Source organism: Solirubrobacter ginsenosidimutans (genome assembly GCF_027587205.1).
Genome location: NZ_JAPDOD010000017.1, coordinates 92,745 through 111,499, shown reverse-complemented (window position 1 = coordinate 111,499; position 18,755 = coordinate 92,745). Strand labels below are relative to the sequence as shown.

The 18,755-nt window shown below is 71.5% G+C and carries 16 protein-coding genes; 10 read left to right on the top strand and 6 right to left on the bottom strand.

Features of this window, described 5'->3' with window-relative positions; genetic code table 11:
- The first annotated feature begins 21 nt into the window (after window positions 1–21).
- Together OM076_RS18600 and OM076_RS18595 are read left to right on the top strand one after the other, a co-directional pair.
- Window positions 22–3,759, top strand: a complete 3,738-nt coding sequence (locus tag OM076_RS18600) for a family 78 glycoside hydrolase catalytic domain (protein WP_270041540.1) — start codon at window positions 22–24, stop codon at window positions 3,757–3,759.
- Window positions 3,760–3,805: 46 nt separating this feature from the next.
- Window positions 3,806–5,203, top strand: a complete 1,398-nt coding sequence (locus tag OM076_RS18595; protein WP_270041539.1) for a M28 family metallopeptidase — start codon at window positions 3,806–3,808, stop codon at window positions 5,201–5,203.
- Here the strand turns inward: OM076_RS18595 and OM076_RS18590 are convergent.
- Entirely contained in the window at window positions 5,179–5,550 is a 372-nt protein-coding gene (locus tag OM076_RS18590; RefSeq protein ID WP_270041538.1) for a hypothetical protein, read from the bottom strand. The genes OM076_RS18595 and OM076_RS18590 overlap by 25 nt on opposite strands.
- Window positions 5,551–5,610: 60 nt before the next feature.
- Between OM076_RS18590 and OM076_RS18585 the strand changes: the two genes are divergently transcribed.
- Genes OM076_RS18585 through OM076_RS18575 form a run of 3 tightly spaced genes read left to right on the top strand, consistent with a single transcriptional unit; the run spans window position 5,611 to window position 8,170 of the window.
- A complete protein-coding gene (locus OM076_RS18585; RefSeq protein ID WP_270041537.1) occupies window positions 5,611–6,066 on the top strand; it encodes a MarR family winged helix-turn-helix transcriptional regulator in 456 nt (151 codons plus the stop codon).
- Window positions 6,063–7,673: an MDR family MFS transporter gene (locus OM076_RS18580; RefSeq protein WP_270041536.1), complete on the top strand. Its 1,611-nt coding sequence runs from the start codon at window positions 6,063–6,065 to the stop codon at window positions 7,671–7,673. Before OM076_RS18585 ends, OM076_RS18580 begins: the two co-directional genes overlap by 4 nt.
- On the top strand, window positions 7,670–8,170 hold the full coding sequence (locus OM076_RS18575) for a universal stress protein (RefSeq protein ID WP_270041535.1): 501 nt from the start codon (window positions 7,670–7,672) through the stop codon (window positions 8,168–8,170). Before OM076_RS18580 ends, OM076_RS18575 begins: the two co-directional genes overlap by 4 nt.
- Here the strand turns inward: OM076_RS18575 and OM076_RS18570 are convergent.
- A complete protein-coding gene (locus OM076_RS18570; RefSeq protein ID WP_270041534.1) occupies window positions 8,155–8,925 on the bottom strand; it encodes an enoyl-CoA hydratase/isomerase family protein in 771 nt (256 codons plus the stop codon). The two genes, OM076_RS18575 and OM076_RS18570, sit on opposite strands and share 16 nt — an antisense overlap.
- A 2-nt stretch (window positions 8,926–8,927) precedes the next feature.
- The gene (locus tag OM076_RS18565) at window positions 8,928–9,638 is read right to left on the bottom strand and encodes an SDR family NAD(P)-dependent oxidoreductase (protein WP_270041533.1); all 711 of its coding nucleotides are present in this window, start codon (window positions 9,636–9,638) and stop codon (window positions 8,928–8,930) included.
- Window positions 9,639–9,838: 200 nt separating this feature from the next.
- On the opposite strand from OM076_RS18565, the gene OM076_RS18560 reads away from it, so the two are divergent.
- Complete coding sequence (locus OM076_RS18560; protein WP_270041532.1) at window positions 9,839–10,837, top strand: NAD(P)H-dependent flavin oxidoreductase; 999 nt, start codon at window positions 9,839–9,841, stop codon at window positions 10,835–10,837.
- On the opposite strand, the gene OM076_RS18555 is transcribed toward OM076_RS18560, so the two are convergent.
- Entirely contained in the window at window positions 10,834–11,328 is a 495-nt protein-coding gene (locus OM076_RS18555; RefSeq protein ID WP_270041530.1) for a glutathione peroxidase, read from the bottom strand. The genes OM076_RS18560 and OM076_RS18555 overlap by 4 nt on opposite strands.
- A gap of 70 nt (window positions 11,329–11,398) precedes the next feature.
- Here OM076_RS18555 and OM076_RS18550 point away from each other — a divergent pair, with 70 nt between their 5' ends.
- Window positions 11,399–11,932, top strand: coding sequence for an RNA polymerase sigma factor (locus OM076_RS18550; RefSeq protein ID WP_270041529.1), 534 nt, complete (start codon window positions 11,399–11,401; stop codon window positions 11,930–11,932).
- A complete protein-coding gene (locus tag OM076_RS18545) occupies window positions 11,922–12,881 on the top strand; it encodes a hypothetical protein (protein ID WP_270041528.1) in 960 nt (319 codons plus the stop codon). Before OM076_RS18550 ends, OM076_RS18545 begins: the two co-directional genes overlap by 11 nt.
- Here OM076_RS18545 and OM076_RS18540 read toward each other — a convergent pair.
- On the bottom strand, window positions 12,878–14,623 hold the full coding sequence (locus tag OM076_RS18540; protein WP_270041527.1) for a sensor domain-containing diguanylate cyclase: 1,746 nt from the start codon (window positions 14,621–14,623) through the stop codon (window positions 12,878–12,880). The genes OM076_RS18545 and OM076_RS18540 overlap by 4 nt on opposite strands.
- 90 nt (window positions 14,624–14,713) lie before the next feature.
- Here OM076_RS18540 and OM076_RS18535 point away from each other — a divergent pair, with 90 nt between their 5' ends.
- Window positions 14,714–15,190, top strand: a complete 477-nt coding sequence (locus tag OM076_RS18535; protein WP_270041526.1) for an Hcp family type VI secretion system effector — start codon at window positions 14,714–14,716, stop codon at window positions 15,188–15,190.
- A complete protein-coding gene (locus tag OM076_RS18530) occupies window positions 15,109–16,545 on the top strand; it encodes a methyltransferase regulatory domain-containing protein (RefSeq protein WP_270041591.1) in 1,437 nt (478 codons plus the stop codon). Before OM076_RS18535 ends, OM076_RS18530 begins: the two co-directional genes overlap by 82 nt.
- Before the next feature lie 30 nt (window positions 16,546–16,575).
- Here OM076_RS18530 and OM076_RS18525 read toward each other — a convergent pair whose 3' ends face one another.
- Entirely contained in the window at window positions 16,576–18,750 is a 2,175-nt protein-coding gene (locus OM076_RS18525; RefSeq protein WP_270041525.1) for a glycoside hydrolase family 31 protein, read from the bottom strand.
- Window positions 18,751–18,755: the final 5 nt, after the last annotated feature.

Below are 18,755 nucleotides of genomic sequence, written 5' to 3'. Positions count from 1 at the left end.
CTGGAGGAGGAGAGCGTCCACGTGTTCAAGAGGGTCGCCGTACTGGCATTGACCGTCGCGTTGTCGGCGGCCGCGCAGGCGCAGGCCGCCGGGCCGACCAAGCTCACGGTCGAGCAGCAGCCGCACCCGCTCGCGGTCGAGAACCTCGACTCGCCGGCGTTCGGCTGGTCGGTCAGCGACGCGCGGATCGGCGCGATGCAGACCGCGTACGAGCTGCGCGTCGGCACCTCGCCCGGCGCCGCCGACGCGTGGGACTCCGGCAAGGTCGTCTCCGACGCGTCCGCCAACGTCGCCTACGCCGGCCCGGCGCTGAAGCCGCAGCAGCGCTACTGGTGGTCGGTCCGCACGTGGGATGCCGACGGCAAGGCCGGCGACTGGTCCGACGCCGCGAGCTTCGGCACCGCGGTCAAGGGCGACTGGCAGGGCCAGCCGATCTGGACCTCCGTGCCGGCTCTCGGCAGCGACTACTCGCTCGAGGCCGACTTCTCCGTCACCACCGTCGCCCTCGGCATCAAGTTCCGCGCCTCCGGCGGCAACAGCTTCATGTGGCAGATCCGTGGCGATAGCTCCAACGAGCTGCGCCCCCACGTGCAGGTCAACGGCACCTACACGCAGATGAAGGCCGTCAAGCTGCCGATGACGATCGGCCTCAACACGATCCACCACCTCAAGCTCGACGCGATCGGGTCGACGATCACGACCTCGATCGACGGCGTCGTCGTCGACACCACCACCGACACGCGCAACCCGAGCGGGTCGGTCGGCTTCCGCACGGGCAGCACCGAGTCGGGCAAGGTCGACAACGTGAAGGTCACGAGCACCGGCGGCACCGTCCTCTACGCCAACGACTTCAACGCGGCGAGCACCGACTTCTCGTGCGGGACGGTCGCCGGCGGGGTGCTGAGCGTCGGCACGAGCAAGGACTGCGCCTATGGCCTCACCGACAACTGGGCCTTCCTGCGCAAGGGCTTCACGGTCGCCGACAAGCCGATCGCGTGGGCCACGGCGTACGTCACCGCCCGCTCCACCGAGCCCGCCCACCAGTACGTCTACAAGCTCTCGCTCAACGGGCGGTTCGTCGGCGTCGGCCCCACCCGCGCGATCACCGACTCGACGACGACGATGTACAACGCCTACGACGTCGGCGCCCTGCTCGAGCCCGGCGCCAACGCCCTCGGCGCGCTCGCGTACACGACGTCCGACAAGCGCTTCCTCGCGCAACTCGTGATCGCCTACGTCGATGGCACGCGCGACGTGATCGCCAGCGACGGCACCTGGAAGACGCTCCCCGGCGCGACCGCGATACCCGACGGCGGCAGCATCGGCACCTCCTACTACGCGGCGCCGGTCGAGAACATCGACGCCCGCAAGTATCCCTCCGGCTTCGACACGCCCGGCTTCGACGACGGCGCCTGGTCGGCGGCCGTCACCAAGGCCGCCGTCCCGGCCCTCTCCGGCACGCCCGCCGCGCCGGTGCAGCAGCAGCTGATCGCCCCGGTCAGGATCACCAAGCTCGGCGACCGGCACTACCTCCTCGACTTCGGCCACACCGTCGTCGGCGGCCTGGAGCTGAAGGCGGACGGTGTGGGCGGCGAGCCGGTCGAGATCCGCCTGGGGGAGGAGCTGAGCTCGCCCACCGCGGTCGACTACACCCTTCGCGCCGGCAACACGTACCGCGACACGTGGACGCTGCGCCCCGGCGCCCAGACGCTGTCGCTCTGGGGCTACCGCGTGTTCCGCTACGCCGAGGTCATCGGCGCGCCGCAGGATCTGACGGCCGACAACGTCCAGGCCGCCGCGCTCGTCTATCCCTACGACGCGAACGCGTCCTCGTGGTCGTCCTCGAGCGCGCCGCTCGACCAGGTCTTCGACTTCAGTCGCACCGGCGTCCGCGCGCTCAATCTCGACCTGCACATGGACTCGCCGACGCGCGAGCGCGCCCCGTACGAGGGCGACAACCTGATCCACTCGCTGATCCAGGGCTACGACGACGGCGACTGGACCGATTCCGCGTACACGATGGAGTGGCTGGCGGTCAACGAGACGTGGCCGGCGGAGTGGCGGTTCTCCTCGATCCTGAGCATCTACCAGTACTGGGAGGCGACCGGCGACCTCGGCCCGGCGCGCCGCCGGTACGCCGATCTGAAGGCGTTCCTGCCGACGCAGTACCTGCGCTCGGACGGGCTCGTCGAGAAGGCGCCGGGTTCGAGCTCGCAGGCCAACGCGGACCTCGTCGACTGGCCGGACGCCGAGCGCGACGGCTACGTCTTCACCACGGTGAACACGGTGATCAACTCGTGGTCCTACCGCGCGTACGTGGACATGGCGCAGCTGGCCGCGGCGATGGGCGATGCCGAGAACGCGGCCACCTGGAACGGCATCGCCGAGAAGCTGCGCGCCGCGATCAACGCGAAGCTGTTCGACCCGGCGACCGGGAGCTACTTCGACGGTCTGACCACGACGCATCGCGCCGTGCACGCGTCGGTCTTCCCGGTGGCGATGGGCGTGGCCGGGCCGGACCAGATCGGGCCCGCGACGGCGTACATCGCCCAGCGCGGGATGGTCTGCAGCGTCTTCTGCGCGAACTTCCTCGTCGACGCGCTCTACAAGGCCGGGCGGGCGGACGACGCGATGCGGATGCTGACCGGGACCGGCCAGCGCAGCTGGCTGCACATGATCGCTTTGGGTGCCGGCTCGCCGATGGAGGCGTGGGATCCGGCGCTGAAGTCCAACACGACGTTCTCGCACCCCTGGGCGGGCAGCCCGGCGTACCTCGTCTACCGCGGTGCGCTGGGGATCGAGCCGCTCGAGCCCGGCTACAAGCGCTTCGCGGTCCGGCCGCAGCCCGGCGGGCTGACCCACGCCGAGGGGGTGACACCGACGGTCCGCGGACCGGTCAGCGCGGCGTTCGCCACCCCCGGCGGCGCCAAGTTGGACCTCGCCGTCACCGCACCCGCGAACACCAGCGCGCGCGTGACGCTGCCGGGCAGCGACCCGACCGTCTACGTCGATCACCGCGCGCGCACCGGCGTCGTCGGGGCCGACGGCGTGAGCGTCGACGTCCCGGCCGGCTGCCACCTCGTCTCCACCCGGGGCGCGTCCGGCACCCCGGACAGCGTGCTGGCCTTCGCCGTCGCCCACGGGTGTGACACCGCCGCGCCGGTCCTGACGCTGCCGTCCGAGGTCCGCGCGACCTCGGCGACCGCGGCCGGCACCGCGGTGACCTTCACGGCTACGGCGGCCGACGCGGTCGACGACGCGGTTGCCGCGGTCTGCGATCCCGCCTCGGGCGCGACGTTCCCGGTCGGCGCCACGACCGTGCACTGCACGGCGACGGACGCCTCGGGCAACACCGCGAGCGGCACGTTCGACGTGCTCGTCACGTGGGCCGTGGGTGCGGACGGCGGCGCCGGCGGCACCGTCCCCGCGACGCTCGCGCTGACCCTGGGCGCGCCGGCGACCTTCGGCCCGTTCACGCCGGGCCTGGCGAAGGACTACACCGCCTCCACCACCGCCAACGTGATCTCCACCGCCGGTGACGCGGCGCTGACCGTCTCGGACCCGGGCCACCTGACCAACGGCACGTTCACCCTCCCATCGCCCCTGACGGTTGCGTTCAGCAAGTCGACCTGGACGGCCCCGGTCGCCAACGACCCGGTGACGATCACGTTCAACCAGCACATCGGCGCCACCGACCCACTCCGCACCGGCACCTACGCGACGACGCTCACCTTCACGCTTTCGACGACAAGCCCGTGACGGTTCGGGGTACTACCTCCCGCGACGGAGTCGTCTGGGAGGAACCATGTCTATACGTCGGAAGGCGCTCGTGGCGACGGGGGCGGTCGCCGTAGGGCTCGCGGGGTGGGTCTCGGTCGGGTCGGCGGTGGGGGACCACCACGACGACGGCTGGTGGCGACCGCCGCCGGACGTGCGGCGGATGCTCGACCAGGTCGACTCCCGCAGCCTGCAGCGCTTCGATCACGCGCTGGTGGGCTTCGGCACCCGCCACACGCTGTCCACGCAGACCGATCCCACGCGGGGGATCGGCGCCGCGCGCGACTACATCAAGCAGCAGTTCGACCAGATCGCGCAGACCTCCGGCGGGCGCATGACCGTCGCGCTCGAGGGCTACGACCAGCCGCCTGCGTCGCGGATCCCGGTCACGACGAGGATCACCGACGTGGTCGCGACGTTGAAGGGCACGGACCCGCAGTCCGCCGACCGGGTTTACATCGTCGGCGCGCACTACGACTCGCGCATCACGGACGTGCTCAACGGCACCGACGACGCGCCTGGCGCCAACGATGACGGCTCCGGCACGTCGGCGGTGCTCGAGCTCGCGCGGGTGATGGCGCCGCGGCCGACCGAGGCGACGATCGTCTTCGTCGCCTACGCCGGCGAGGAGCAGGGCCTCTACGGCTCCAACCACCTCGCCGAGGTCGCCCGGCAGCAGGGCTGGAACATCCAGGGCGTGCTGAACATGGACATCATCGGCAGCCCGGTCGGCGGCAGCGGGCTGCGCGACGACCGCACGATCCGGCTCTTCTCCGAGGGGGTGCCGACGAGCGAGACGGCGGCGCAGACCGCACGCCGGCAGACGATCGGCGGCGAGAACGACGGCAGCTCGCGCCAGTTGGCGCGCTACGTCAAGGAGACCGGCGAGAACGACGCGACCGACATGCGGGTCAAGCTGGTGTGGCGGCGCGACCGGTTCCTGCGCAGCGGCGACCAGGTGTCGTTCCTGCAGCGGGGCTGGGCCGGCGTGCGCTTCACGGAGCCGTTCGAGAACTTCGACCATCAGCATCAGGACGTCCGGGTCGAGAACGGCAAGCAGTTCGGCGACCTGGAGCAGTTCGTCGACTTCCGCTACCTCGCGCGGGTCACGCGGGTGATCGGCTCGTCGCTGGCGGCGCTCGCCCGCTCACCGCGCGCCCCGGTCAACGCCCGCATGCTCACCGCGGACCTGGGCTATGACACGACGCTGCGCTGGAACGCGAACCCGGAGCCCGACGTGGTCGGCTACGAGGTCGTCTGGCGCGACTCGACCGAGGCGCTGTGGACCAACTCGCGCCGCTTCGGCAACGTGACCGAGGCGACGATCCCGAACCTCAACAAGGACGACTACCAGGTGGGTGTGCGGGCGATCGACCGCGACGGGAACAAGAGCCCCGTCGCCTACCCGATCCCCGCCAACGCGTAGACCTGGTCGCGCAGGCGCAGGCAGCCGCTCGCCCGCAAGGCGAGCGGGTCGCCCTCGGCGGTGTACGCGCTCGCGCGCCGGGCCGACCAGCACCGGCGGTCGCGCATCCGCACCGTGTAGGTGACCGGATCGCTGCCGCCCTTCTCGTAGACGCGGCAGCGCCACGTCACCGATCCGCGCTTGGAGCATTTCTTGGAGCCGACGTCGGCCGTGCCGCCGACGCCCTTCACCACGCCGCGGTGCAGCGTCTTGCCGTTGACGCTGCCGATCGCGGGCGCGAACAGGTACACGCCGACGAGGACGACGAGGACCAGGAACGGCCGGATCAGCTTCAACAGCAGGAACACGCGCTGGCAAGGTAGACACATCGCGCTATAATTGCTTGCAGAAAGCAAGTAACTTCCAAGATGTCAGCGCCCTCCGAAGATCTCGTCATCGCCCTCTACCGGCTCGGCCTGGTGCAGCGGTCGATCGCGCGCCATGCGCTTGCGGAACTCGGCTCGCAGGGCTTCACCGCCCTCGCCGTGATCCAGCGCGAAGGGCACGTGCGGGTGAGCGAGGTGGCCGACCAGTTGAGCGTGGACCTGTCGGTGGCCAGCCGGCAGGTGGCCGCGCTCGTGCTCGCCGGCTACGTGGAGCGCGAGCCGGACCCGGACGACCGCCGCGCCACGCGCCTGCGGCCGACGGAGAGCGGCACGCGCGTGCTCACCGACTCGCACCGCCGCATGGTCGCCACCGCGACCAGCGCCCTGAGCGGGTGGTCGGACGAGGAGATCGCCGGGCTCGCCTCCCAGCTCGAGCGGCTCCGTGAGGACTTCGCGACGGTGGCATCGCTGCCGACCCGCCAGGAGCATGCCGCATGAGCGCTACCACCGAGGCACCCACGATCGTCGTCGGACCGCCGCCTGGGGACGGCGGTCCGCCGGCGATGTCTCACCGTGCGGTGCTCGAGGCGCTGTCCGGCCTGCTGCTCGCGATGTTCGTCGCGATCCTTTCGAGCACGGTGGTCTCGACCGCGCTGCCGCGGATCATCGGCGACCTCGGCGGCTCGCAGTCGGCGTACACGTGGGTGGTGACATCGACGCTGCTGGCACTGACCGTCACGACGCCGATCTGGGGCAAGCTCTCAGACCTCTTCGATCGCAAGCTCTTGGTTCAGACCGGGCTCGTGCTGTACGTGGGCGGGTCGATCCTGGCCGGCCTCTCGCAGTCCACGAGCTTCCTGATCGCGTGCCGCGTCGTGCAGGGGATCGGGGTGGGCGGGCTCACCGCGCTGGTGCAGGTGATCCTGTCCGACCTCGTGTCCCCGCGCGAACGTGGCCGCTACGCGGGCTATCTCGGCGCGGTGTTCGGGGTGGGCACCGTCGCCGGCCCGCTGATCGGCGGTGTCGTCACCGACGGTCTCGGCTGGCGCTGGTGCTTCTACATCGGCGTCCCCTTCGCGGTGGCCGCCTTCGCGCTGCTGCAGAAGACGCTGCACCTGCCCCGTCGTCGCCGCGAGGCGAAGATCGACTACGCGGGCGCGACGCTCATCGCCGGCGGGGTGTCATCGCTGCTCATCTGGGTCTCGCTGGCGGGCCAGCAGTTCGACTGGGTCTCGTGGCAGAGCGCGGTGCTCGTGGTGCTCGGCGTCGTTCTCTGCGTCGGCGCAGTGCTGTCGATGCGACGCTCGCCCGAGCCGCTGATCCCGTTGCGCCTCTTCGCCAACCGCAGCGTCGTGCTGGCCGTGATCGCGAGCATCGCCGTCGGCATCGCGATCTTCGGCACGACCGTGTTCCTCAGCCAGTACATGCAGATCGCGCGCGGCAAGTCGCCGACCGAATCCGGCCTGCTGACGATCCCGATGGTCATCGGCCTCTTCCTGGCCTCGACCTTCATCGGGCGGCTCGTGTCCCGCACCGGCCGCTACAAGCGCTTTCTCGTACTCGGCGCGGTGCTGCTGACGGCCGGGCTCGGCCTGATGGGGACGCTCGACGAGACCACCAGCTTGGTCGAGCTGGGCGTGTTCATGCTGCTGGTCGGCGCGGGCGTCGGCATGCTGATGCAGAACCTCGTGCTGGTCGTGCAGAACACGGTCCGCTACGAGGACATCGGCGCCGGTTCCTCGCTCGTCGCCTTCTTCCGGTCGCTCGGCGGCGCGATCGGCGTGAGCGTCCTCGGCGCCCTGCTCGCCACCCACGCCAGCAGCACGATCACCTCCGGCCTCGCGGCCCAGGGCCTGCACACGACCGCCGGCGCCGATCAGGTGCCCGACGTGCGCTCGCTCCCGGCGCCGGTCGCCCACGTGATCGAGCACGCCTACGGCACCGGCGTGGGCGAGATCTTCCTCTTCGCGGCGCCGCTCGGGCTCGTCGCCCTCGCCGCGGTCGCGCTGTTGCGCGAAGTGCCGCTCGGCGGCAAGAGCGGGATCGACATCGCCCGCGAGCGGGCGTCGGAGCCAACCCACCACCAAGAAGGAGCGACACCATGAGCGTCGCCACCGTCCCAGAGCCCGCGAAGATGCTCGGCGAGCTCAAGCTGCACCGCATCCTCGTCGCGATCGACGGCTCGGCCAACGCCGAGCTCGCCCTGACCGGGGCGATCACCGTCGCGCGGCGCGACAACGCCACGGTCACGCTGCTCACCGTCGGCCCGGACCTCGCCTCGAGCCCGGCGAGCTGGTCGGTGCCGGTCGCCGGCACCTTCGACCAGAACACCGTCGACGAGGACGCGGGCCAGCGCCTGAAGGACACGCTCGCCCGGATCCCGGCCGACATCTCAGTGCACACGCTCTACCGGCGCGGGAAGGCCGGCTGCGAGATCGTCAAGGCGGCCAAGGAAGGCGACTACGACGCGATCATCCTCGGCGCCCGCGGCGTCGGGCGGGTCGGCGCGCTGATGGGCAGCGTCTCCAGCTACGTCCTGCACCACGCTGACATCGCCGTGTTCGTCGCGCACGCGCCGAAGGAGACTCACAGTCCCGAGTAGCTCGCCTTGCCCGGGCCGTCCTTGAGGAAGGAGGCGACCGCGCCGCGCAGGTCCTCGGTGTCGAACAGGGGAGCCGAGACATCGGGGACCAGCGCGTCGGCCGCCCGCACGCCGTGGTCGGCGGCGGTGCGGACCAGGCGCTTGGTGGCGGCGTGGGCGCGCGTCGGGCCGTTCGCGAGCTTCAGCGCCACGGCGCGCGCGTCGTCGGCGAACGTGTCGTCGGGAAGGATCTGGGTCACGACGCCCCACTCGGCGAGCGTCTGCGCGTCGAACAGCTCGCCGGTGTAGACGAGCTGTCGCGCCCGCGCCGGGCCGGCCCGCTCGGTCAGCCGCTGCGGGCCGCCCATGCTCGGCGTCAGGCCGACGACCGTCTCGACCAGGCCGAACCGCGCGCTCGTCGCGGCGATCAGCAGGTCGCACGCGAGCGCGATCTCGAACGCCGCCGTGAGGCACAGCCCGTGCGCGGCGAAGACCGTCGGGCAGGGGAGATCCTCCAGCGCCTGCGCGGCGCGGATCAATCGCCGCCACAGGATCGCGGCGTCGCGTGGGGCGAGCCCGTCGAACTCGTGCACGTCCACGCCGGCCGACACCACCCGCCCGCTCGCGTGCAGCAACAGCGCGCGCGGCGGGTCCGCGTCGAGCGCGTCCACGGCGTCGATGAATGACTCGAAGACGCCGTGGTCGAACAGGTTCAGGTCGCCGTGGTCGAGCGTGAGCACGGCCAGCGGCCCGTCGTCGGTGCGGTGGAAGCCCATGGCTAGTAGTGAATCGCGCCCTTGGTTCCGCCGCCCACCGCGATCGCGTCGCCGTTGATCGACACGCTCCGCGGGCTGGCGAGGAACGTGATCACGTCGGCGACCTCGGCGGCGGTGATCGCGCGACCGATCGAGACGTGTGCGACCGCGGAGGCGGGCGGCTGGCGCTCGGTGATCGTCGGCCCGGGATGGACGACGGTGACATTGATCCCGGCCGGACCGAGCTCGTCCGCGAGGTTCTTCGTCAACGCGGCGACGGCGACGTTGCGCACCGACCCGACGACCGAGCCGGTCTGACGGGCGGCGAGCCCGGAGACGTTGATGATCCGTCCCCAGCCCTGTCCGACCATGTACGGCGCGACCGCCCGAGCGCACCGCAGGTAGCCGCGCACCTTGACGTTGAGCTGCTCCTCGAGCGTCTCCTCGCCGAATCCGCCCTGGTTCACATTGGCGGCGGCGTTGACGAGGATGTCGACGCCGCCGAACGTCTCGACGACCGCCGCGACCATCGCGGTGACCGACTCGTCGGAGCCGGTGTCGGCGGGCACGGCGATCCCGCCGAGTTCGCGGGCGGCGGCGCCGAGCGCTTCGACCCCGCGGGCGACGACCGCCACCCGCGCGCCCTCGGCGGCCAAGGCGCGCGCCGTCGCCAGCCCGATGCCCTTGCTGCCGCCGGTGACGATCGCCCGGCGGCCATTGAGTTGGAGGTCCACCTGGCAGTTCCTAGCAGGACCCAGCGCGCGACTCGGGACGAACGTCAACTGAGGGTCGCGCTGTTCGATCGGGCGCGTTGATGGGGGTGTGTTACCTCGCTCGCGCCTAGCGATAGCCAGGTCACACACCGCCTCGCCGATGGGTGATCGGGGCGCGTGAGAACGCCCCTTCTGTCTCGCTAGCCCGTAGCGTCCCGTGCGTGACCCTTCCGCGAACGCGCGTCTCGGAGCTCTTGCAGCTCGACCATCCGGTGATCCAAGGGCCGTTCGGCGGCGGGCTGTCGTCGCTCGAGCTCGCCGCCGCGGTGTCCAACGCCGGCGGGCTCGGCTCGTTCGGCGCGCAGCACCTGAGCCCCGAGCAGCTGACCGAGACGATCCGGGCCCTCCGCGAGCGGACCGACCGCGCGTTCAACGTGAACCTGTGGGTGTCGACCCACGACGTGCCGGAGGAGACGTTCGACTGGGACGCCGCCGTTGCACGGCTGCGGCCGCTCTACGACGCCGCCGGCGTGGCGCCGCCGGAGCGGCCCCGCCCATCGGCCTACGCGTTCGACGTGCTCGCGGAGGCCTTGATCATGTCGAGGCCGCCGGTGTTCAGCTTCGTCTACGGCGTCCCCGACGCGCGGATCCTCGACGCCTGCCGCGAGGCGGGGATCGTGACGATCGGGACGGCGGTCACGGTCGACGAGGCGGTCGCGCTCGACGAGGCCGGGGTGGACGCGATCGTCGCCTCAGGCTTCGAGGCGGGCGGGCACCGGATCGCCTTCCTGCGCCCGCCCGGTGAGTCGCTGATCGGCACGCTCGCGCTGGTCCCGGCCACGGTCGACGCCGTCCAGGCGCCCGTGATCGCGGCGGGCGGGATCGCCGACGCGCGCCAGGTCGCGGCGGCGTTCGCGCTGGGGGCGGAGGCGGTGCAGGTGGGCACGGCGTTCCTCGCCACCCGCCAGTCGGCGGCGAGCCCCGCGCACCGCGAGGCGCTGTCCCACGGCCCCCGCGACACCCGCCTGACGAAGGCCTTCACCGGCCGCCTCGCCCGCGCGCTCGCGAGCGACTTCCGGCTCGCAGACAGCGCGCCGTTCCCCTACCAGGCGATGCTCACCCGGCCGCTCGTCAGCGCCCACTGGGCGGGCCAGTCGGCACCGCTGGTGCAGCCGGATCAGGACGCCGTCGAGCTGCTGCTCCGCCTCGTCGCGGTCTAGTTCAGCGCGCCCTCGATCGCCGCGACCACCCGCTCGTCCTCCGGTTCGACCATCGGGCGGAAGCGTGCGAGCACCTCACCCGCCGGCGAGACCAGGAACTTCTCGAAGTTCCACTGGATGTCGCCGGCCTCGCCCTCGGCGTCGGGCGTGGCGGTCAAACGCGAGTAGAGCGGGTGCCGATCCTCGCCGTTGACCTCGAGCTTGGCCGTCAGTGGGAAGGTCGCGCCGTAGGTCATCGAGCAGAAGGTCGCGATCTCCTCCGACGTGCCGGGCTCCTGGCCGCCGAACTGGTTGCACGGCACGCCGAGCACGGTGAAGCGCTCGCCGCCGAAGCGCTGTTGGAGCCGCTCGAGGCCCTCGTACTGCGGGGTGAGCCCGCACTTGGAGGCGACGTTGACCACCAGCACCGCCCGTCCGTCGAGCAACTGAGCGTCCAGCGGGGTGCCGTCCAGCGCGTCGAGATCTGCGAACCATTCCGAGACTGAAGCCATTGAAAGGACCCTACCGAGCACGTTTCCCGTGCCCGTTAGAACCGCGGAGGTGGGGGACACTGAACGGGGCATGGACGACGACTCACAGCTCCAGCGCCTGCATCTGGAGCACGCCGGCGCGGTCCGCGCCTACGTCCGGCGGCGGATCGGAGCAGACGAGGCCGACGAGGTCGTCGCCGACGTCTTCGTGATCGCCTGGCGCCGGCTGGGCGAGCTGCCGCCGCAGCCGCGGACGTGGCTGCTCGGCACCGCCCGCCGGGTGCTGGCGAACCGGCGCCGCACCGCGAAGCGTCAGCGCGCCCTCTACGAACGACTCGCGAACGAAGCCGAAGCCGACGCCGGCGCGGCGGCCACGCAGGAGCCCGGCGACGGCAGCGTGCTCCGCGCGCTCGCCTCGCTCTCCGCCAACGATCGCGAAGTGCTGCTGCTCGTCTCCTGGGACGGCTTGAGTCACCAGGAGGCGGGCGAAGTGCTCGGCGTCCGCGACACCACCGTCGCGATGCGCGTCCACCGCGCCCGCCGCCGGCTCGAACGTGCCCTCGAGCGCACGTCGGTCCCCGCACCCCATATCCGCGCGACCCAGGAGCTCTCCGATGCCCGCTGACATCCTCGACCGCCTGCGGGCGGCAGACATCGTGGCCGACGCGGGCGAGGCGCCGCCGTTCTCCGACACCGCGCTCCGGATCGTCGAGCTGCGTGCCAAGCCCAAGCGCCGCATCCGGCGCGTCGTCCCCCTCGCAGTGACCGCCACGGCGGCGCTCGCCGCGTCGCTGGCGATCGTCACCGGCTCCTCCGACAACCACCGCACGGCGCCGTTCGGCGTACTGCAGGCCGCGGCCGCGACCGCCGGGTCAAGCTCCGCCGACGGCCTCTTCTCCGGCTACGTCAAGGACACCCGCATCCAGATCGACGCGGTCGAGGACGTCGCGGCCCAGACCTCGCTCCTGCGCGAGACGATCCGCCCGGTCTCGCCCACCGAGTACGAGGCGAGGATGGACGGCCACGAAGGGCATCCGGCGACCACCGAGCGGCGGCCGTACGGCACGCTCTACACGGGTCCCTTGCCCACCGGTGGGCACCCCGCACCCGCCCCGACCAGCGCCGTGGAGGTCCGCGCCGCGATCGCCTCGTGGGCGGCCGCCCAGCCGCCGGCCGGCGGCGACACGGGCGTCGCGGAGCTGTTGCAGGACGCCTATTCGCGCACCGACGGCACGCAGCTCGCGCTCGGCTACGCGGAGCTCGTGCTGACTGCGCCGCGCGTGGCGCCGGAGGTCCGCGCCGCCGTCTACGACGCCTTGCGCACCGTTCCGGGCGTCGAGATCGACGCGCACGCGACCGATCCGGCGGGTCGCCCGGCAGCGGCGCTGATCAGCGAGTCCCACCACGGCCCGACGGGCACGCGCCACGAGCTGCTGATCGATCCACAGACCTCACGCGTCCTCGGTTCCCGCGACGAGTTCACCGTCGCCGTGGGCGCCAACGCCCATCGCCCGGCCAACGAGCCGCCCTACGGCACAGGCTCGCAACAGACGACGTACCGCTACGACTACTAGGCGATCCGGGTGGTGAACGGCGGCTGCGCGTCGTGCGGGAGCGACGCGCGGTTGCGGCCGTCGCGCTTGGCGGCGTACAGCTGATGATCGGCGTGCTCGATCAGCGCGTCGAGCGTGGCGAGGGAGTCACCGGCGTGGATGCCGCCGATCGAGACCGTCAGCTCCAGGCGGAGGTCGCGGACCTCGACCGGCGTCGCGGCGACGACGTCCAGCAGCTCCGCGGCGCGGCGGGCGAGGTCGTCGTCGGAGTCGATCCGGAGGAGCACGGCGAACTCCTCGCCGCCCCAGCGCGCGAGCACGTCCTCGGGGCCGAGGACCGTGCGCAGCCGCCGCACGAGCTCGACCAGCACCGCGTCCCCGGCGAGGTGACCGTGGACGTCGTTGATGCGCTTGAAGTGGTCCGCGTCGAGCAGCAGCAGCCCGAACGTGGAGGGGCTGGCGGCCAGCGCCCGGCCGGCGATCGCCGTGAAGTGGCGGCGGTTGTACGCGCCCGTCAACTCGTCGGTGATCGCGAGCTGCTCCGCCGCCCGATGCGCCCGGCGCAGTTCGTTCTCGAGGTTGCGGCGGTCGGTGATGTCGCGGGTCATGCCGTCGTAGAGCAGCGTCCCGTCGGCTTCCAGGCGGGGCCGGAGGCGGTCGAGGACGATCCGCTCGACGCCGTCGCGCCCGGTCACGCGGTACTCGAGCTCGATCGGCTCACCGCGGGCGAGGTCGGTCATCGCGGCGTCCCGGCCGCCGCGGTCGTGGGGATGCACCATCGACGCCCAGATCGCGTCCGTCTCGTCGTGATCGAGGATCGGCGATCCGGTCAGCCGCTCGAGATTGGGCCCGCGATACACCGACCGATAGCGGCCGTCGAGATCGGGGCCGAGCGTGTAGAGGTGGTCCTCCATCGCCTCGACCACGCGTGCCAGCGCCGAGTGCGCGCTCGCCAGCTCGCTGTGCAGGCGACGGCGCTCGGTGACGTCGGAGACGATCCCGCTCACCTGGACGGTGCCATCCTCGCCGCGGCGGGCGATCGCGCGGTCGTGCACCCAGCGGGTGACCCCGTCGTAGCCGCGCAGGCGGTACTGGACGTCGGCGTCGCGACCCTCGCAGAGCGCCGCGTCGAAGGTGGCGATCGCGGGGAGGTCGTCCGGGTGGATGGCCGCGGTCCAGTTCTCCATCGCGCCGTCCGGGTCGGCGCCGCCGAGCAGCCGGTCCGCGCCGGGGCCCTGGAAGAGCTCCTCGATCCGCCCGTCGGGGTGGGCGATCGCGCGGTAGACGTGCTCGCCGACCACGTCGAGGAGGTGCATGAAGCGATGGTCGGCGTCCGCGAGGCGCGCGATCGTCTCCTCGTGCTTGGTCACGTCGGACACCAGGCCCTGGATCAGCAGGCGGCCGTCCGGGAGCGCGCGCGCCCGAGCGCGGTGCCAGACGGTCCGCGTCACACCGTCCAGGCCGCGCAGCCGGTAGGTCACCTCGGCCCCGCGGCCGAGGACCACCTCGCCCCAGAAGCGGTCGTACGACGCGCGGTCCAGCGGCTCGACGCAGGAGTTCCACACCTCGCTGGACTCGGCGACGTCGCCCGGCTCGGCGCCGACGAAGCGTGCGAAGGCCGGCCCTGAGAAGCGCGTGAGGAAGCGGCCGTCGGGTAGCAGCTCCCCGATGTGCACGTGGTCGTCGAAGAGCTCGAGGATTCCCTCGAAGTGGTTCCCGCGCCGGCGACGCCGGCTCAGCAGATTGGGAAACGGCCATTTCACGACGTGTCTTCCCACCGTTATCGGCACGTGGCCGCTCGGCTTGCGCCGGGCCGATTGACTTGCACTGAGCGTTCAGGTAGACCAGCGGCCATGGCCGCCAACTACTTCCTGCGCATCGACGGGATCCCGGGCGAGAGCACCGACGAGAAGCACAAGGGCGAGATCCCCGTCCTGGCCTTCTCGTGGGGCGAGGCGCAGAGCGCGTCGCCCGCGAGCGGTGGGGGCGGCGGCGCCGGCAAGGTGAGCATCGGCCCGCTGAACGTGACCGCGGTCACGTCCAAGGCGAGCCCGCCGCTGCTGCTCGCGTGCGCCAGTGGAAAGCACCTCAAGAGCGCGACCCTGACCGGCCGCAAGGCGGGCAAGGGGCAGCTCGAGTTCCTGACGTTCTCGCTGTCGGATGTGCTGGTGAGCGACTATCAGGTGAGCGGTTCCGAGGACACTCCGATCGATACCGTGTCGCTGGCCTTCGCGAAGATCCAGGTCGAATACCGCGAGCAGAAGGCGGACGGCTCGGCGGGCGCGGTGTCGAAGGCCGGCTGGGACGTCAAGGCCAACAAGAAGATCTGACGATCTCGCTCTACGACGCGGTTCCCTACGTCGGGCGCCCGTTCGCCCAGACGCACCCTGACCGGCTCGCCACGCTGGCGGCGCTGTTCGGTCGCGCTCCCGCGGATCCCGCCCACTGTCGCGTGCTCGAGCTCGGCTGCGGCGATGGGGGCAACCTCGTGCCGCTGGCGATGGTCCTCCCGGACTCGACGTTCCTCGGCATCGACTCCGCGCCCGCCGCAATCGCCCGCGGGCGCGCGTTCGAGCTGCCCAATCTCACGTTGACGACCGCCTCGATCGAGGCCTTCCGGTCCGTCGGCGAGTTCGACTACGTGATCGCGCACGGCGTCTATTCGTGGCTGGACGCCGAGACCCGCGACGCGCTGCTGGCCGTCATCGCCCGCGCGCTCGCCCCGCACGGCGTCGCCTACGTCAGCTACAACGCGCTGCCCGGCGGTCGCCTGCGCGAGGCGTTGCGGGACATCCTGCGCTTTCACACCGAGGCCCTGGAAGACCCGCGCGAGCGCGTCGACCAGGCCCGAGCGCTCCTGCGCTTCCTGCTGGCCGAATGGCCGGAGCACCAGGAGCTGCGCCCGCAGGCCGAGCTGCTGCTGCACCGCACCGGTGCGAGCCTGCTGCACGACGAGCTCGCGCCCTACAACGCCCCCGTCTACTTCCATGAGTTCGCCGCGCACGCCGCCGCGCACGGCCTCCAGTACCTCGCCGAGGCCGACTTCTTCGAGTCCCAGACCACTGCCGACGAGCTGCGCGCGATCGATGATGCGGTGCGCCGCGAGCAGTACATGGACTTCGTCAAGGGCCGGATGTTCCGCCAGACGCTGCTCTGCCACGCCGACGCGCCCGTCGACCGCTCGCCGCGGCCTGAAGTGATCGCGCCGCTCGCTTTCTCCACGCCCGCGGTGCGCGACGGCGAGGCGTTCACCGGGCCGACGGGCTCAACGCTGAGCACCGATCATCCGGACGTGATCGCAGCCTTCGAGCGCGCGGCGGGAGCGTGGCCCGCGGCGGTTTGGGTCCGCGACTGCGACGGCGACGCCGAGGTGCTGCACGCCGCGCTGCTGCGCGCCTACGCCGCCAACCTCGTGCAACTCCACGTCCACCCGCCCGCGTGCGCGACCCACGCCGGCGAGCGCCCGCGGGTGACCCCGCTCGCGCGCCATCAAGCCGAGCGGGGCGAGTACGTCACCAACCTCCGCCACGCGCTGGTCCGTGTCGAGGACGAGCGCGGGCGCCGGCTGATCACGCTGCTCGACGGCACCCACGACCGTGCCGCGCTGGTGCGCGAGTTGCCGGTCGAAGGGCTCGACGCCAGCCTGGAGAGCCTCGCGCAGCTCGCGCTGATCCTGCGGGAATGATGGCCGGTGCTGTGCGGACGAGCTGCGCGCTCAGGCGGCGTCGTCGTCGTCGAACTGAACCGCGCCGCCGTACGCGACGACCTCGAAGCGGGCGTGCGGGGCGTAGTCGCCCTCGCTCTCGGCGCGGAGCCGCACGTCCGGGCCTTCGCGGGTCAGCACGAAGCGCGTCCGGCGGACGGGGCCGTCGACCGTGAGCCCGTCGTCCTCCTGCAGAAAGGACGTCCACGTGCCGTCCGCCGACGGGACGAACACGTGCAGCTCGATCACGTCCGGGCGGACGTTCGTCGAGGGCGGCGCCTCAGGCCACATCGGGATGACCGCGCCGCCGCGCGCGTAGAGCGGGATCCGGTCCATCGGCGTCTCGGCGATCACGAACGACGGCCCGGTGAAGCACTCGCCCGTGTGCGCGTCGTACCAATCGCCCGCGGGGAGATAGACCTGCCGCGCGGTCACCCGTGACTCGTACACGGGCGCGACCAGCAGGTCGCCCCCGAAGAGGTACTGGTCGTCGAGATCGCGGACGGCGGCGTCGTACTGGTGATCGAAGACCAGCGGGCGCTGGACCGGCGCGCCGGTCTCGGACGCGATGATGAACGCGGAGTAGATGTAGGGCAGCAGGCGGTAGCGCAGCGCGATCGCGTCCCGGACCAGGTCGAGCACCGCTTCGCCCCACCCCCACGCGTACTGGTCGACGTTGCCGATCTCGGAGTGGTTGCGGCAGAACGGCGTCAGCGTCCCGTACTGCATCCAGCGCACGAACAGCTCGGCGTTGGTGTGCCCTTGGAAGCCGCCGATGTCAGCGCCCACGAACGCCTGGCCGGAGAGGCCGAAGCCGTTCGCCATCGGGATGCTCATCCACAGGTGATCCCAGCGCGAGCCGTTGTCGCCCATCCAGTTCGCCGCGTAGCGCTGGATGCCGGCCGAGCCGGCGCGCGAGAGCACGAACGTGCGCAGCTCGGGCATGGCGGCGCGCAGCCCTTCGACCGTTCCCATCGCCATCAGCAGCGCGTACTGGTTGTGGTAGCGCTCGTGTGACTCGCGGCCGTGGTCGAAGCGCATCCGCTGGGGTGGGTGGGCGCCGGTCGCCGGCTCGTTCATGTCGTTCCAGATGCCCGCGAGGCCGGATTGCACGTGGGCGGCGTTGAGCTCGCCCCACCACCTGCGGCCCTCCTCGCTCACGAAGTCCGGGAACGCGGTGTCACCGGGCCAGACCTCGCCGATATAGATGTCACCGCCCTCGGTCTTGCACAGGACGTCGCGCTCGACCCCCTGGTCGAAGATGGCGTAGCCCGGCTCGTACTTGACGCCGGGGTCGATGATCGTGATCACGCGGAAGCCGTCCTCCCGCAGCCGCGCGAGCATCCCGGGCGCGTCCGGGAACAGCTCGGGGTTCCAGGTGAACACGCGGAAGCCGTCCATGTACTCGATGTCGAGCCAGAGGGCGTCGCAGGGGACATCGAGCTCGCGATGACGGCGCCCCACCGCCTCGACCTCGTCCTGCGTGTACGCCTTCCAGCGGCACTGGTGGTAGCCGAGCGCCCACAGCGGCGGTGGGGCGGTGCGGCCCGTCAGCCAGGTGTAGGCCTCGAGGATCTGCGGCAGCTGTGGGCCGGCGAAGACGTACTCGGTGTACTGGCCGCCCTCGAAGCGGAAGCTGAGCGAGTCCGGGCGGGTGAAGTCAAACGCCGCGCGGTAGCCGTTGTCGACGAATGACGCGCTCACCTGCCCGTCCGCGGTGTGGTGGTAGAAGAACGGGATCGAGACGTAGTAGGGGTCGAAGTCGGTCTCGGTCCCGTCGCCGTCGAACTCCGCGTTGGCGTGCGGGTTGAGGATGTCGGTGTTCCAGAGCGTGAAGTCGCGCCCGCGGCGATTGTGGCGCCCGGACTTCTCGCCGAGGCCGTAGATCGCGTCCTCGGGCCGGCACTTGCGCTTGACCCAGAACGCGTCGTTGAGCGTCGCGTAGGGCTCGATCGGCTCGATCACCGGCGAGCCGTCGCGACGGCGGACGCCGAGCGTTGTCACGTCGATCTCGAGCGCGGCGGTGCGCAGGGTCGTGCCGTCGACTTCGAAGTCCGCGGTTCCCTCGGTGCAGACCGCGAACGTCGGTTGCTCGTCGAAGACTCCGCCGCGACTGATCTTGAGGCGGATGACGTCCTCGCGCAGCACATCCACCCGTAGCCGCTCGCGTCCCCAGGGCACCTCCATGCTCG